The organism is Streptomyces sp. NPDC050674, from assembly GCF_040654575.1.
In the GTDB taxonomy this organism is placed as follows: domain Bacteria; phylum Actinomycetota; class Actinomycetes; order Streptomycetales; family Streptomycetaceae; genus Streptomyces.
The window spans coordinates 137,266-151,072 of the sequence record NZ_JBFAIG010000008.1; the positions used below are offsets into that span (position 1 = coordinate 137,266).

Annotated in this window: 13 protein-coding genes; 9 read left to right on the forward strand and 4 right to left on the reverse strand. The window is 71.6% G+C overall.

What is annotated here, in order from left to right; all coding sequences use genetic code 11:
- Positions 1-44: 44 nt before the first annotated feature.
- Positions 45-533, reverse strand: coding sequence for a GNAT family N-acetyltransferase (locus AB0I06_RS15670; RefSeq protein ID WP_363119329.1), 489 nt, complete (start codon positions 531-533; stop codon positions 45-47).
- Between the two features lie 60 nt (positions 534-593).
- Here AB0I06_RS15670 and AB0I06_RS15675 point away from each other — a divergent pair, with 60 nt between their 5' ends.
- Positions 594-1,397 carry an exodeoxyribonuclease III gene (locus AB0I06_RS15675; RefSeq protein WP_363119330.1) on the forward strand — a complete coding sequence of 268 codons (804 nt, stop codon included), beginning with the start codon at positions 594-596 and terminating at the stop codon, positions 1,395-1,397.
- Here AB0I06_RS15675 and AB0I06_RS15680 read toward each other — a convergent pair.
- Positions 1,394-2,035: a MerR family transcriptional regulator gene (locus AB0I06_RS15680; RefSeq protein WP_363119331.1), complete on the reverse strand. Its 642-nt coding sequence runs from the start codon at positions 2,033-2,035 to the stop codon at positions 1,394-1,396. The two genes, AB0I06_RS15675 and AB0I06_RS15680, sit on opposite strands and share 4 nt — an antisense overlap.
- Positions 2,036-2,166: 131 nt before the next feature.
- Between AB0I06_RS15680 and AB0I06_RS15685 the strand changes: the two genes are divergently transcribed.
- The 4 genes from AB0I06_RS15685 to AB0I06_RS15700 all read left to right on the forward strand — a co-directional run bounded on the left by AB0I06_RS15685 (position 2,167) and on the right by AB0I06_RS15700 (position 5,816).
- Entirely contained in the window at positions 2,167-3,720 is a 1,554-nt protein-coding gene (locus tag AB0I06_RS15685; RefSeq protein ID WP_363119332.1) for an NAD(P)/FAD-dependent oxidoreductase, read from the forward strand.
- Entirely contained in the window at positions 3,717-4,640 is a 924-nt protein-coding gene (locus tag AB0I06_RS15690) for an alpha/beta hydrolase (RefSeq protein ID WP_363119333.1), read from the forward strand. Before AB0I06_RS15685 ends, AB0I06_RS15690 begins: the two co-directional genes overlap by 4 nt.
- Positions 4,637-5,521, forward strand: a complete 885-nt coding sequence (locus AB0I06_RS15695; protein WP_363119334.1) for an SDR family oxidoreductase — start codon at positions 4,637-4,639, stop codon at positions 5,519-5,521. Before AB0I06_RS15690 ends, AB0I06_RS15695 begins: the two co-directional genes overlap by 4 nt.
- A gap of 76 nt (positions 5,522-5,597) precedes the next feature.
- Entirely contained in the window at positions 5,598-5,816 is a 219-nt protein-coding gene (locus AB0I06_RS15700; RefSeq protein WP_363119335.1) for a hypothetical protein, read from the forward strand.
- A gap of 75 nt (positions 5,817-5,891) precedes the next feature.
- Here the strand turns inward: AB0I06_RS15700 and AB0I06_RS15705 are convergent, their stop codons facing one another.
- A complete protein-coding gene (locus AB0I06_RS15705) occupies positions 5,892-9,122 on the reverse strand; it encodes a S41 family peptidase (protein ID WP_363119336.1) in 3,231 nt (1,076 codons plus the stop codon).
- 155 nt (positions 9,123-9,277) lie between these two features.
- On the opposite strand from AB0I06_RS15705, the gene AB0I06_RS15710 reads away from it, so the two are divergent.
- Together AB0I06_RS15710 and AB0I06_RS15715 are read left to right on the forward strand one after the other, a co-directional pair.
- Positions 9,278-9,877 (forward strand): TetR/AcrR family transcriptional regulator, encoded by a 600-nt coding sequence (locus AB0I06_RS15710; protein WP_363119337.1) that lies wholly within the window; start codon positions 9,278-9,280, stop codon positions 9,875-9,877.
- Positions 9,878-9,975: 98 nt separating this feature from the next.
- Positions 9,976-12,183: an MMPL family transporter gene (locus AB0I06_RS15715; protein ID WP_363119338.1), complete on the forward strand. Its 2,208-nt coding sequence runs from the start codon at positions 9,976-9,978 to the stop codon at positions 12,181-12,183.
- Positions 12,184-12,235: 52 nt separating this feature from the next.
- Here AB0I06_RS15715 and AB0I06_RS15720 read toward each other — a convergent pair whose 3' ends face one another.
- The gene (locus AB0I06_RS15720) at positions 12,236-12,637 is read right to left on the reverse strand and encodes an ATP-binding protein (protein ID WP_363119339.1); all 402 of its coding nucleotides are present in this window, start codon (positions 12,635-12,637) and stop codon (positions 12,236-12,238) included.
- Between the two features lie 137 nt (positions 12,638-12,774).
- On the opposite strand from AB0I06_RS15720, the gene AB0I06_RS15725 reads away from it, so the two are divergent.
- Both AB0I06_RS15725 and AB0I06_RS15730 read left to right on the forward strand, forming a co-directional pair.
- Positions 12,775-13,620 carry a helix-turn-helix transcriptional regulator gene (locus AB0I06_RS15725; RefSeq protein ID WP_363119340.1) on the forward strand — a complete coding sequence of 282 codons (846 nt, stop codon included), beginning with the start codon at positions 12,775-12,777 and terminating at the stop codon, positions 13,618-13,620.
- Positions 13,617-13,802, forward strand: coding sequence for a DUF397 domain-containing protein (locus AB0I06_RS15730; RefSeq protein WP_363119341.1), 186 nt, complete (start codon positions 13,617-13,619; stop codon positions 13,800-13,802). Before AB0I06_RS15725 ends, AB0I06_RS15730 begins: the two co-directional genes overlap by 4 nt.
- The last annotated feature ends 5 nt before the right edge of the window (positions 13,803-13,807 follow it).

Genomic DNA, 13,807 nt, shown 5'->3' on the forward strand with positions numbered 1-13,807 from the left:
CGCAGGACCCATGAGGCTTCGCGGAGTCGGTCGGTGAGCGTCCGTCAGCCCGTGGGCCGGAGCAGTTTCGCGAAGCAGCGGCTCGCGTCGTGGAAGCGGTAGTAACCGAACTTGGCGCACGGCTCGTAGCCGCTGGACGTGTACAGGGCGATGGCCTCCGGCTGCTTGGTGCCGGTCTCCAGGACCATGCGGACGCGGCCGGCGGCGCGGGCGTCCTCCTCCAGGGCCGCCAGGACGCGACGCGCCAGGCCCCGGCCGCGCATGCCGTCGATCACATACATGCGCTTGAGCTCGGCGTCGCCGTCGAGGTTGCCCTCCTCGTTGGCGTCCTGGGCGCGCCAGCCGCCCGAGGCGACGGGGGTGTCGTACTCGTCGTACACGATCAGGTAGACGCCGTTCGGCGGGTCGAAGTCCGCGGCGGCCATGGGCGTGGCGTCGCCGTCGTCGCCGTAGCGGACGGCGTACTCGGCCTGGACCTGGTCGTTCAGCTTCACGGCGTCGGGGTGGTCGAAGGAGACCCGGCGTATGTGCATGGCCGCTACCGTATTCGATCCGGAACTGGACCCCGTCCAGTCTGCCGGTATCGTGCCGGGGTGCTCACTGTGACCTCTGTGAATGTGAACGGGCTGCGTGCCGCCGCGAAGAAGGGCTTCGTGGAGTGGCTCGCGGAGACCGAAGCCGATGTGCTGTGCCTCCAGGAGGTGCGGGCCGAGCCGGAGCAGTTGCCCGGGCACGTCCGGGAGCCCGAGGGGTGGCACGTGGTGCACGCGCCGGCCGCCGCCAAGGGCCGGGCCGGGGTGTCCCTGTACAGCCGCCGCGAGCCCGACCGGGTGCAGATCGGGTTCGGTTCGGAAGAGTTCGACGGCAGTGGGCGGTACGTGGAGATCGACCTGCCAGGGGTCACCGTCGCCTCCCTCTACCTGCCCTCCGGCGAGGTCGGCACCGAGCGCCAGGAGGAGAAGGAACGCTTCATGGGCGAGTTCCTCGCCCACCTGAAGGAGCTGCGGGAGCGTGCCGCCGCCGAGGGCCGCGAGGTACTGGTCTGCGGCGACTGGAACATCGCCCACGAGCGGGCCGACCTGAAGAACTGGCGCGGCAACCAGAAGAACTCCGGGTTCCTGCCGGAGGAGCGGGAGTGGCTGACCCGGGTCCTCACTCCCGAGGACGGCGGCTACGTGGACGTCGTACGCGCCCTGCACCCGGACACCGAGGGGCCGTACTCGTGGTGGTCGTACCGGGGGCGGGCCTTCGACAACGATTCAGGTTGGAGGATCGACCTCCACGTGGCCACCCCGGGGCTGGCCGAGCGGGCGGTCAAGGGGTTCGTGGAGCGGGCCGCCACGCACGCCGAGCGCTGGTCCGACCACGCGCCGGTCACCGTCGTCTACGGCCGCTAGGGCCTGCGCATCCTCCGGTCCAGCGCCAGCGACAGTTCCGCCTCCACCACGCTCCGGGCCAGGGGGCGCAGGCGGGGCAGGTCGGTCTCGGAGGCGTGGCGCAGGACCAGGTCGGTGAAGAGGTCCGCCAGGGCGTCGGTGTGGGTGCGGACCTGTTTGGCCGCGGCCAGGACCTCCGCGAGGGGGATGCCCTCGTGGACGAGGGCCGAGGAGACGTCGAGCAGGCGGCGGCTGATGTGGACGATTTCCTCGCCGTCGGTGCCGAGGTAGCCGAGTTCCATCGCGGCGGCGAGGTTCTCCGGTGTGGCCTCGCCGGCGAAGTGGTCGGCGAGTTCCTCCGGGGTGAGATGGACCGGCTCCTCCTCGGTGGGGCCGCCGACGCCGAGCAGGTCGCCGACGTCCCGGCCGTGGTCGAAGGCCTCGGCCAGTTCGGCGATGCCGCTGAGGGTGTGCCCGCGCTCCAGCAGGGCCGTGATCGTGCGCAGCCGGGCCAGGTGGTGGTCGTCGTACCAGGCGATGCGGCCCTCGCGGCGGGGTGGCGGGATCAGCTTGCGTTCGCGGTAGAAGCGCAGGGTGCGCACCGTGATCCCGGCGAGGCGGGCCAGCTCTTCCATGCGGTATTCACGCTTCTCGGCCACCTGGGCACCTTAAGGCGTACCGAGGGTAACTTTCCTGGCCCCGCCCCCTACCCATCGGTACGCCGCTGCCCTACGCTCCCATTGCGCCAGTGTTCACTGGCGCGGTTCTCGTGGTGTGTGGAGGTGTCGGCATGGGCGAGCGCGAACGCGAGCACGTACGGGTCGCGGTGGTCGGGTCCGGGTTCGGCGGGCTGGGGGCCGCCGTGCGGCTGCGCCGCGAGGGCGTCACCGACTTCGTCGTCCTGGAGCGGGCGAGCAGTGTCGGCGGCACCTGGCGGGACAACAGCTACCCGGGGTGCGCGTGTGACGTGCCGTCCCACCTGTACTCGTTCTCCTTCGCGCCCAACCCCGACTGGCCGCGCACCTTCTCGGGGCAGCAGCACATCCGCGCCTACCTGGAGCACGTGACGGACGTGTTCCGGCTGCGGCCGCACATCCGCTTCGACTCGGAGGTGAAGCGGATGGCGTGGAACGCCGAGCGGCTGTGCTGGGACATCGAGACCAGCAGCGGCAGCCTGTCGGCGGACATGGTCGTCTCGGCCACCGGGCCGCTGTCCGACCCGAAGGTGCCGGACATCCCGGGCCTGGCGTCCTTCCCGGGCAAGGTGTTCCACTCCGCCCGCTGGGACCACGACTACGACCTGCGCGGCAAGCGCGTGGCGATGGTGGGGACCGGCGCCTCGGCCATCCAGATCGTGCCGTCGATCCAGCCGCAGGTCTCCCGGCTCACCCTCTTCCAGCGCACTCCGCCCTGGGTGATGCCGCGCATGGACCGGGCGATCAGCGACGCGGAGCGGTGGCTGCACCGGCGGCTGCCCTTCACCTCGCAGGTCAGGCGCGGACTGCTGTGGGGCATCCGGGAGTTGCAGGTCCAGGCGTTCACCAAGCGGCCGAACGAGCTCGGCTTCGTGGAGCAGCTGGCCAAGCGGAACATGGCCCGGGCGATCAAGGACCCGGCGCTGCGGGCCAAGCTCACCCCGGACTACCGCATCGGCTGCAAGCGGATCCTGCTGTCCAGTGAGTACTACCCGGCGATCGCCCGGCCGAATGTGGACGTCGTCGCGAGCGGCCTCGCCGAGGTGCGCGGTTCCACCCTGGTCGCCGCCGACGGCAGTGAGGCCGAGGCCGACGCGATCGTCTTCGGCACCGGGTTCCACGTCACCGACATGCCGATCGCCGACCGGGTCGTGGGCGCCGACGGGCGGACCCTCGCCGAGGCCTGGAAGGGCGGCATGGAGGCGCTGCGCGGCGCCTCGGCGGCCGGCTTCCCCAACTGGATGACGGTCATCGGGCCCAACACCGGCCTCGGGAACTCCTCGATGATCCTGATGATCGAGTCCCAGCTGAACTACCTCGCCGACTACGTCCGGCAGCTCGACGTCCTCGGCGGCCGGGTCGCCCTCGACGCACGCCCCGAGGCCGTGCGCGCCTGGAACCACCGGGTGCAGGAGCGTATGAAGCGCACCGTGTGGAACACCGGCGGCTGCACCAGCTGGTACCTCGACGCCAGCGGCCGCAACACCACCATCTGGCCGGGCACGACCGCCGAGTTCCGGCGGGCGACGCGCCGGGTGGACCTCGCCGAGTACGACGTCCTGCGGGCGTCCGCGCCGAAGAAGGCCACGCAGGAGACCGCGGCGGCGGAGAAGGCCACCGCGGTGAAGAACGCGGGGGTGCAGGCGTGAGCCGTCTCCCGTACGTCGACTCCGGCCCCTACGCCCCGCCCGCCCCGGCGCGCGAGCTGACCGCCGTCTCCGCCGACGGTGCCCGGCTGCACGTCGAGATCCACGGGCCCGACGCCGGTCCCGCCGTCGTCCTCGCCCACGGCTGGACCTGCTCCACCGCCTTCTGGGCGGCGCAGATCCGCGACCTCGCCGTCGACCACCGGGTCATCGTCTACGACCAGCGCGGGCACGGCCGCAGCCCCGCGAGCCCGGCGTGCAGCTCCGACGCGCTCGCCGACGATCTGGAAGCCGTCCTCGAAGCCACCCTCGCGCCCGGCGAACAGGCCGTGATCGCCGGGCACTCCATGGGCGGCATGACCGTGATGGCGGCCTCCGGGAGAGCCGCCTTCCGGGCGCACGCGGCCGCCGTCCTGCTGTGCAGCACGGGCAGTTCGCAGCTGGTGGCGGCCTCCACCGTCGTCCCGCTGCGGCCCGGGCCGGTGCGCACCTGGCTGACCCGGCGGATCCTCGGCTCCCGCGCCCCGCTCGGGCCGGTCACGCCACTGGCCCGCCGGATCCTCAAGTACGGCACGATGGGGCCCGGTTCGGCCCCCGACATGATCGAGGCGTGCGCCCGGATCGTGCACGGCTGCCCCCGCACGGTCCGCCACGCCTGGTCGCAGGTGCTGGACATGCTGGACCTCGACCACGGCGTGCGGGAGCTGGACGTGCCCACGGCCGTGATCGTCGGTACGGCGGACCGGCTGACCCCGCCGGCGCAGGCCCGTGCCCTGGCCGCCGCGCTGCCGCACTGCACCGGGATCACGGAACTGCCCGGCATCGGCCACATGACGCCCGTCGAGGCGCCCGGACCGGTCACGCGCACCATCCGTGAACTGGTCCACGCACACATCCAGGTCGTCACGGAGGAGAGCGCATGAGCAGGGTGAGCCTCGAAGGCAAGGTCGCGGTGGTGACCGGGGCGGCGCGCGGCGTGGGGGAGTTGCTGGCCCGCAAGCTGTCCGCGCGCGGGGTGAAGGTGGCGCTGGTCGGTCTGGAGCCGGACGCGCTCAAGCAGGTCTCCGAGCGGCTGCACAGCGAAAGCGACCACTGGCACGCCGACGTCACCGACCACGAGGCGATGGCCCGGGTCGCGGGCGAGGTCGAGGAGCGCTTCGGCCGGGTCGACATCGTCGTGGCCAACGCCGGTGTGGCCACCGGCGGTCCGTTCGCCGACTCCGACCCGGAGTCCTGGCGGCGGGTGATCGAGGTCAACCTGATCGGCTCGGCGGTGACCGCCCGCGCCTTCCTGCCGCTGCTGACCCGAAGCCGTGGCTATCTGCTCCAGATCGCCTCCCTCGCCGCGATCACCCCGGCGCCGATGATGACCGCGTACTGCGCGTCCAAGTCGGGCGTGGAGGCCTACGCGCACAGCCTGCGGGCCGAAGTCGGGCACCGGGGCGTGAAGGTGGGCGTCGGATACCTGTCGTGGACCGACACCGACATGGTGCGCGGGGCCGATCAGGACGACGTGATGCGGGAGTTGAGGCAGCGGCTGCCTTGGCCGTCCAACAAGACCTATCCGCTCGGCCCGGCCGTGGACCGGCTCGTGGAGGGGATCGAGCGGCGGTCGAGCCATGTGTACGGGCAGTGGTGGCTGCGCGGGATGCAGGGCGTGCGCGGTTATCTGCCCGCGGTCATCGGCACGGTGGGCCAGCGCGAGATGCGGCGGTTCGCGGACCGGCTGACCGGCATGCGCACGGGCCTGGTCGGAGCCGGTGGGGCGGCCGACGAGCAGCAGCGCACTACGCTCCGTGAGTGATCGACATGCGCAGCGTCACGGCCCGTGTGAATCTGATCGAGCCAGATCCCCTCACCCCCAACGGGAGTGAACCCACATGGGTATGAAGGACCAGTTCCAGGAGAAGTCCGAGCAGTGGCAGAACCAGGCCCGTCAGAAGGCGGACCAGGCTCGCGAGCAGATGCAGGGCCGCGGCCGTCGGCGCGAGGAGGACATGGACCCCTCGCAGCCGCAGCGTGACCGTGAGCGCTCCGAGCCGCAGCGCGAGCGTGAGCGTGAGCAGGAGGACCGCTTCGACCAGGACTACGACGTCTGACGTCACGCGGTGAAGGAAGGGGGCGCCCCCGAGCGGGGCGCCCCTTTCCGCTGCGTCGCCCGCCGGCCCGTCGGCTCACGACCGGGGCGGCAGCTTCGGGCGGGAGCGGTCCGGTACGTCGCTGTAGGTCGGCGGCGTGGCCGGCGGGTTGCTCTCCAGCAGCCCGAGTGCCAGCTCCACCGCGTCGGTCAGCTGGGCGTGCCGCCCCTCGGCCCAGTCCAGTGGAGTGCGCAGGACGTCGATGTCGGGGGCGACGCCCTTGTTCTCCACGGACCAGCCGTAGGCGTCGAACCAGGCGGCGTTCATCGGCACCGTGATCACCGTGCCGTCGCCCAGCTCGTGGCGGCCGGTCATGCCGACCACTCCGCCCCAGGTGCGCTGCCCCACGACCGGGCCGAGCTTCAGCAGCTTGAACGCGGCCGTGATCATGTCGCCGTCGGAGGAGGTCGCCTCGTCCGCCAGGGCCACCACCGGACCCCGTGGCGCGTTCGAGGTGTACGACACCGCCTGGGCGTCCCGGGTCAGGTCCCAGCCCAGGACGGTCCGGCTCAGTGTCTCGACGACCAGCTCGCTGATGTGGCCGCCCGCGTTGCCGCGCACGTCCACGATCAGCGCCGGGCGGGACACCTCCATGCGCAGGTCGCGGTTGAACTGCGCCCAGCCCGAACCGCCCATGTCCGGGATGTGCAGATAGCCGCAGCGGCCGCCGCTCAACTCCCGCACCACCGCACGGCGTTTGGCCACCCAGTCCTGGTAGCGCAGCGGCCGCTCGTCGACGAGCGGGACGACCGCGACCCGCCGGGGCGGGCCCTCGCCCCCCGCCGGGCGGAAGGTCAGCTCCACCGTCGTACCGCCCGCACCGGCCAGCAGCGGGTACGGGCCCGCGTCCGGATCCACCGGGCGGCCGTCGACGTGGGTGAGGAGCGCGCCCTCACGGATGCCCGTGCCGGCCAGCGGGGAGCGGGCCTTGGAGTCGGAGGAGTCGCCGGGCAGGATCCGCTTGACCATCCAGCCGCCGTCCCGGCGCACGAAGTTGGCGCCCAGCAGGCCCTGGCGGCGCTGGTAGTGCGGCGGGCCCTCGTTGCGCCGGGCGGCGGTGACGTAGGCGTGGGAGGTGCCGAGTTCGCCGAGGACCTCGCGCAGCAGGTCGGCGAACTCGTCGGGGGAGGCGACCCTTTCGACCAGCGGGCGGTACTGGTCCAGCACCCCGTCCCAGTCGATGCCGCACATGCCCGGGTCCCAGAAGTAGGCCCGGATCAGCCGCCCGGCCTCCTCGTAGGACTGTCGCCACTCCGCCGCCGGGTCGGCCACGTGCAGGATGCGGCGCGCGTCGATCCACACGGTGGAGTCGCTGTCGCCCGGTTCGCTCGCCGGTACCGCGCGCAGCTCGCCCTCGTCGACGATCACCAGCCGGCTGCCGTCGCCGCTGACCGCGAACCAGTCGAGGTGCTGGGCGAGTTCGGACTTCTTGGCCTTGGTGATGCCGAAGTGCTCCAGGGTCGGCCGGCCGCTGGTGTCGTCCGGGTTGGCGAACGTCTCGCCGAGGGCGCCCGAGATCGGCCAGCGCAGCCACACCAGCCCGCCGCCCGCCACCGGGTACAGCGCCGAGTACTTGGAGGCGGCCACCGGGAACGGCGTGACGCGGCTCTCCAGACCCTCCACCTCGACGGTCACGGCCCCGTTGTCCCCGTTGTCGTCGTCCTCCACCGGGTCCAGGCCCCCCGCGGCCGGGCGGCCCTCCGGGTTCACCGCGAACGGGGAGGGCGTCGCGGAGGACAGCGGCACCAGGTACGGGCGGCAGCCCAGCGGGAAGGACAGGTCGCCGGTGTGCACGTCGTAGACGGGGTCGAAGCCGCGCCAGGACAGGAAGGCGAGGTAGCGGCCGTCGCGGGTGAAGACCGGGTTCTCGTCCTCGAAGCGGCCGTTGGTCACGTCGACGATCAGCCGGTCGGCGAGCCGGGCCATCTTGATCTGCCGCAGGGTCCGCCCGATGCCCGGGTGCGACCAGGTGAGCCACGCCCCGTCCGGGGAGAACGCGAGGTCGCGCACGGGCCCGTTGACCGACCGGATCAGCTCGGTGACCTCGCCGTCGGAGTCCTCGGTGACGTCGATGAGGAGGAGCCGGCCGTCGTGCGAGGCGACCGCGAGCCGCTCGCCCTCCGGGTCCGAGACCAGCTCGCGCACTCGGCCCAGCGCTCCCGGGGCCAGCCTCCGGGGCGCCCGGTCGCCGCTGGCCCGGGGCAGGGAGGCGATCTCGACGGCGTCCTCGCCCTCGGCGTCGGTCACGTACGCGACCCGTCCGCTGCCGCCGAGCATCTCCGGCAGCCGTACCCGCACGCCCGGGGTGTCGGTGAGGGCGCGGGCCGGGCCGTCCCGGTGGGTCAGCCAGTACAGGCTGCCGCGCACCACGACCGCGCCGGCCCGCCCGGTCTCGTCGACCGAGAGCCCGTCGATGTGCCGGGACGCCGCCACCTGGTAGGGGCGCCGCCCCGCGCGCGGCCCGCTCAGCCGGACGTCCAGCCGGCGCGGCTCGGAGTCCGGGGACAGGTCGTCGACGATCCACAGGTCGCCCGCGCACTGGTACACGACCCGAGTGCCGTCGCTGGCGGCGTGCCGGGCGTAGAAGGCGTCGTGGTCGGTGTGCCGGCGCAGGCCGGAGCCGTCGGGGGCGCAGGAGTAGAGGTTGGCGACCCCCTCGTGGTCGGAGAGGAACGCGATCCGGCCGCCGACGAACATGGGGGAGTGCAGATGGCCGCCGAGGCCCTCCAGCAGTCGTTCGCCGTGCAGCCAGAGCCTGCCCGTGGCGCCGCCGCGGTAGCGCTTCCAGGAGGCCGGTTCGTGCGGCGGGGTGCCGGTCAGCAGCAGGGACCTGCGCTCGCCGTCCACGTCGGCGACCTGGATGTCGGAGACCGGCCCCCAGGGCAGTTTGCGGCCCGGGTCGCCTTCGGGGGAGACCTTGTAGGCCCAGGTGTAGTAGGAGAAGGGCTCGCCGTGGGAGGCCACGGCCAGGATCTCGCCGTCCGGTGTCCAGCCGCAGACCCGGGTGTCGGCGCTGCTCCAGTGGCTCACCTGGTGGCCGGGGCCGCCGTCCACCGGGACGACGTGGACCTCGGGCACCAGGGTGCGCCAGCTCGTGTACGCCAGGTGGCGGCCGTCGGGCGAGAAGCGCGGGTGGCCCAGCTTGGTGCGGTCGACGGTGAGCCGCCAGGCCCGGCCGGGGGAGTCGAGCGGGGCGAGCCAGAGGTCGTCCTCGGCCACGAAGCACAGCAGGTCGTCATGGAGGTGCGGCAGACGCAGATAAGTCACGTCCTCATGCTTTGCCGGGGGACGGACCAGGGCAACTCCAGGCGAACCGACCAGCTGTGACCCGGCAGACGTACGAAACGGTTTCGTTTTCATGAGGGGTGCGCTACCTTGGCGGTGTACGAAACAGTGTCGTTCGGAGCAGGAAGGCGGAAGAGATGACTGAGGTCGCCACCGCGCGTCGCAGTCGGATCACCCCCGAGCGTGAGGCCGAGCTCTACGCGGCCGTGCTCGACCTGCTCCGCGAAGTCGGCTACGACGCCCTCACCATGGACGCCGTGGCGGCGCGCACCCGCTCCAGCAAGGCCACCCTCTACCGCCAGTGGGGCGGAAAGCCCGAGCTGGTGGCGAAGGCGATCCGGCACAACAAGCCGGGCAGCATCGCCGACGTCGACACCGGGTCCCTGCGCGGCGACCTCCACGCCCTCACCGCCCGTGAGGACGACTGCGCCATGCAGCAGAACGCCGCGCTGATGCGGGGCCTGTTCATGGCCGTGCACGCCAACCCGGACCTTCTTAGGGCCTTCAAGGAACTGCTCATCGAGCCGGAGATGGAAGAGTTCCACCGGGTGGTGCACAGAGCCGTCGACCGCGGCGAGGTCCGCGCCGACTGCCCCGCACTGGACTACGTGGTGCACATGCTCGTGGGAGCTTTCGCCACGCGCACGCTGATCGACGATCAACCGCCGACCCAGGCCTTCCTCACCTCGTACATCGACGCCGTGGTCCTCCCCGCCCTCGGCGTGCCCACCGAGTAGTCCCCCTCGTCCAGCCCCCTACCTGACGTCTCCGCTCATGTCGTCGGGCCGATCACCCCTGCCCTGAAGACCACACGACTGACCTGGAGTACGCCCTCGTGGCCACTTTCCTCTACAAACTCGGCCGGCTCTCGTTCCGGCGGCGGCACTTCGTCGCCCTGATATGGGTGGCGCTGCTGACCCTCGCCGGTGTCGGCGCGGCCGGCGCCCCCACCGCGGGCAACAGCTCGTTCTCCATCCCCGGCACCGAGGCCCAGAAGGCCTTCGACCTGCTGGAGCAGCGCTTCCCCGGCACCAGTGCCGACGGCGCCACCGCACGCGTCGTCTTCAAGGCGCCGAGCGGCGAGAAGATGACCGACCCGGGCAACAAGGCGACGGTCCGGGACACGGTGAGGGAGCTGTCCGACGGCTCCGACGTCGTCCGCGTCACCGACCCCTACCGGGCGAAGGCCGTCAGCAAGGACGGCACCATCGCCTACGCGCAGGTGTCGTACAAGGTCTCCGGCATGGAGCTGGACGACGCCGCGAAGGACGCCCTCAAGGACACCGCGCAGGACGCGCGCGAGGCCGGGCTGACCGTCGAGATCGGCGGTGACGCGCTCCAGGCCGTCCCGCACACCGGCTCCAGCGAGGTCATCGGCATCGCGGTCGCCGCGGTCGTCCTGGTCATCACCTTCGGCTCGCTGGTCGCGGCCGGGCTGCCGCTGCTGACGGCGCTCATCGGCGTGGGCATCGGCGTCTCCACGATCACCGGCCTGGCCAGTGCGCTGGACCTCGGCTCGACCACGTCCATCCTGGCCATGATGATCGGCCTGGCCGTCGGCATCGACTACGCGCTGTTCATCGTCTCCCGCTACCGCGCCGAACTGGCCGAGGGCCGCGAGCGCGAGGAGGCGGCGGGCCGGGCCGTCGGCACGGCGGGTTCCGCGGTGGTCTTCGCAGGTCTGACGGTGGTGATCGCGCTGGTGGGCCTGTCCGTGGTCAACATCCCGATGCTGACGAAGATGGGCATCGCGGCGGCGGGCACCGTGGCCATCGCCGTGCTGATCGCCCTGACGATGATCCCGGCGCTGCTCGGCTACGCGGGCCGGAAGGTGCGGCCGATGGGGGAGAAGGGCAAGCTCCTCGGCCGGGCGAAGAAGAAGGACCAGCCGGCCAAGCCGAACCTGGGCACGCGCTGGGCGAGCTTCGTCGTGCGCCGCCCGGTCGCCGTCCTGCTGCTCGGCGTCATCGGCCTCGGCGCGGCGGCCGTCCCGGCGACCTCCCTGGAGCTCGGCCTGCCCGACGACGGCTCCCAGCCCACCTCCACCACCCAGCGCCGCGCCTACGACCTGCTGTCCGAGGGCTTCGGGCCCGGCTTCAACGGCCCGCTCATGGTCGTCGTCGACGCGAAGGGCAGCGACGACGCGAAGGCGGTCTTCGCCGAGACCCGCGAGGAGATCAAGGGCCTGAAGGACGTCGTGACGGTCACGCCGGCGCAGCCCAACAAGGCCGGCGACACCGCCACCATCACCGTGATCCCCGGCTCCAAGCCCTCCTCGGTCACCACGGAGAACCTGGTGCACGGCATCAGGGACGCGGGCGCGGGCATCAAGGCCGACACCGGCGCGAACGTCCTGGTCACCGGCAGCACGGCCATGAACATCGACGTCAGCGAGAAGCTCAACGACGCACTGGTGCCCTACCTGGTGCTGGTGGTGGGCCTGGCCTTCCTGCTGCTGATCGTGGTCTTCCGCTCGATCCTGGTCCCGCTGAAGGCGGCCCTCGGCTTCCTGCTGTCGGTGATGGCGGCTCTCGGCGCGGTCGTCGCGGTCTTCCAGTGGGGCTGGCTGTCCGGCCTGATGGGCGTGGAGCAGACCGGGCCGGTCATGTCGATGATGCCGATCTTCATGGTCGGCGTGGTCTTCGGCCTGGCGATGGACTACGAGGTGTTCCTCGTGACCCGGATGCGCGAGGCGTATGTCCACGGTGAGAAGCCGGCCCAGGCCGTGGTCACCGGGTTCCGGCACGGCGCGCGCGTCGTCACCGCCGCCGCGGTCATCATGATGGCCGTCTTCGCCGGGTTCATCGGCTCCTCCGAGTCGATGGTCAAGATGATCGGCTTCGGTCTCGCGACCGCGGTCTTCTTCGACGCGTTCATCGTCCGCATGGCCATCGTCCCGGCCGTCCTGGCCCTCCTCGGCCGCAAGGCGTGGTGGCTGCCGAAGTGGCTCGACCGCGCGCTGCCCAACGTGGACGTCGAGGGCGAGGGCCTGCGCGCCGGCTCCGGCGACGACGACGGGGACAGGGAACTGGTCCGCGTCTGACGACTCGCGGAAGACCGGCCGGTGAGGGCGCTCCGTGCCCTCACCGGCCTTTTCACCTTGGCATGCCGACCTCGGCCCACACCGTCTTGCGCGGGTGTGGGCCCGGTGTCACGCCCCAGCAGTCGGCGAGGGCGGCCACGACGACGAGGCCCCGGCCGCCGGTGGCGTCCTGGGCCGGCCGCCTGAGATGGGGGAGCCGGTCGCCGCAGGTGTCCGTGACCTCGATACGGAGGGTGCCGCCGACGACGTGGAGCGTCAGCCGGAAGTCCCGGCCGGGGACGCGCCCGTGAGTGGCGGCGTTGGCCGCGAGCTCGGCGACGATCTGCTCGGCAGGGCTCAACGGCAGTCCCCAAGCGCGGAGTTGCTCCGTGGCGAGGAGGCGGGCGAGCCGGGCTCCCCGGGGCGTGGGCGAGAGCAGCAGGCTGAGGTTGCGGATGGCGGTCTCCTGGTTCATGTGACTCAGCGTGGCGGAGTCCGTGCCCCGTGACCGGCGACAGCGGGTGTGCGTATCGCTGCTGTCCGGGGTTTGTCTCGTGCTGTCTCGGCTGTCCCGGGCGTTGTACGGGTACGGCTGCGCGATGGAGGTGGGGCATGAACGAGGCTGTCGACGAGGCCGGCTGGGACGTCGAGCCGGGCGACGAGATCGAGCCGCTGGTCCAGGCGGTGGGGAAGCTGCTGAAGGTGTGCCGGGAGGCGGCGGGCATGCGGGTCGCCGAGCTGGGCGAGGTGCTCGGCTACGGCGAGGACATGATCCGCAAGATGGAACGCGGGGCGCGGATTCCCCGGCCGGAGTACCTGGACAGGGCGGATCAGGTGCTGAACGCCCAGGGGCACCTGAGGGCGTTCATGAAGGACATGGAGAGGGCCCGGTACCCGAAGAGGGCTCGGGAACTGGCGCAGTTGGAGGAGCGGGCGGTGGAGATGCTGCTCTACACCACGCATCACATCCACGGCCTGTTGCAGACGCCCGAGTACGCCGAGGTGATGTTCGAGAACCGACTCCCCGCGCTCTCGCGCGACGTGGTGGAACGCGCGGTCGCGGCACGGATGGCCAGAAAATGCGTGTTCGATCGGGACCCTGCTCCGGCTCTGAGTTTCGTCCAGGAACAGGTGACGCTGGAACGCCCTCTCGGAGGCAGGATGGTGTTGCGCCGACAACTCGAACACCTGCTGGAGGTGGGAGAGTCGCGGACCATCTCGCTCCAAGTGATGCCGACTGATCGTGAGGAGCATGCCGGTATGCACGGGCTGATCGAAGTGCTGAGGTTCTCGGACGGTACGGGGGTCGGTCGTTCTGACGGTGCGTTCAACGGCCGTCCCGTCTCAAGTCCGCGGGACCTCAGGGTCCTTGAACTGCGCTATGGGATGATCCGGGCGCAGGCTCTCTCTCCGAGGGAGTCGCTGGCCTTCATTGAGCAAGCGCTGGGGAGACTATGAGCGCCACGGAACTCCACTGGGTCAAGAGCAGCTACAGCAGCGGACCTGACCCCGGCGACTGCGTAGAGGTCGCCCACACCCCCGCCACGATCCACGTCCGCGACTCCAAGACCCCGGACACTCCCCACGTGACGGTGGTTCCCGCCACGTGGGAGTCGTTCCTCGGGTACGTCACCGAGTGACAGCC

Bases quoted from the DNA above. Each gene is read 5' to 3' on its own strand.
- AB0I06_RS15720 (WP_363119339.1), bottom strand. From the start codon at position 12,637: ATGAACCAGGAGACCGCCATCCGCAACCTCAGCCTGCTGCTCTCGCCC.
- AB0I06_RS15685 (WP_363119332.1), top strand. From the start codon at position 2,167: ATGGGCGAGCGCGAACGCGAGCACGTACGGGTCGCGGTGGTCGGGTCC.
- AB0I06_RS15695 (WP_363119334.1), top strand. From the start codon at position 4,637: ATGAGCAGGGTGAGCCTCGAAGGCAAGGTCGCGGTGGTGACCGGGGCG.
- AB0I06_RS15670 (WP_363119329.1), bottom strand. From the start codon at position 533: ATGCACATACGCCGGGTCTCCTTCGACCACCCCGACGCCGTGAAGCTG.
- AB0I06_RS15710 (WP_363119337.1), top strand. From the start codon at position 9,278: ATGACTGAGGTCGCCACCGCGCGTCGCAGTCGGATCACCCCCGAGCGT.
- AB0I06_RS15730 (WP_363119341.1), top strand. From the start codon at position 13,617: ATGAGCGCCACGGAACTCCACTGGGTCAAGAGCAGCTACAGCAGCGGA.
- AB0I06_RS15725 (WP_363119340.1), top strand. From the start codon at position 12,775: ATGAACGAGGCTGTCGACGAGGCCGGCTGGGACGTCGAGCCGGGCGAC.
- AB0I06_RS15700 (WP_363119335.1), top strand. From the start codon at position 5,598: ATGGGTATGAAGGACCAGTTCCAGGAGAAGTCCGAGCAGTGGCAGAAC.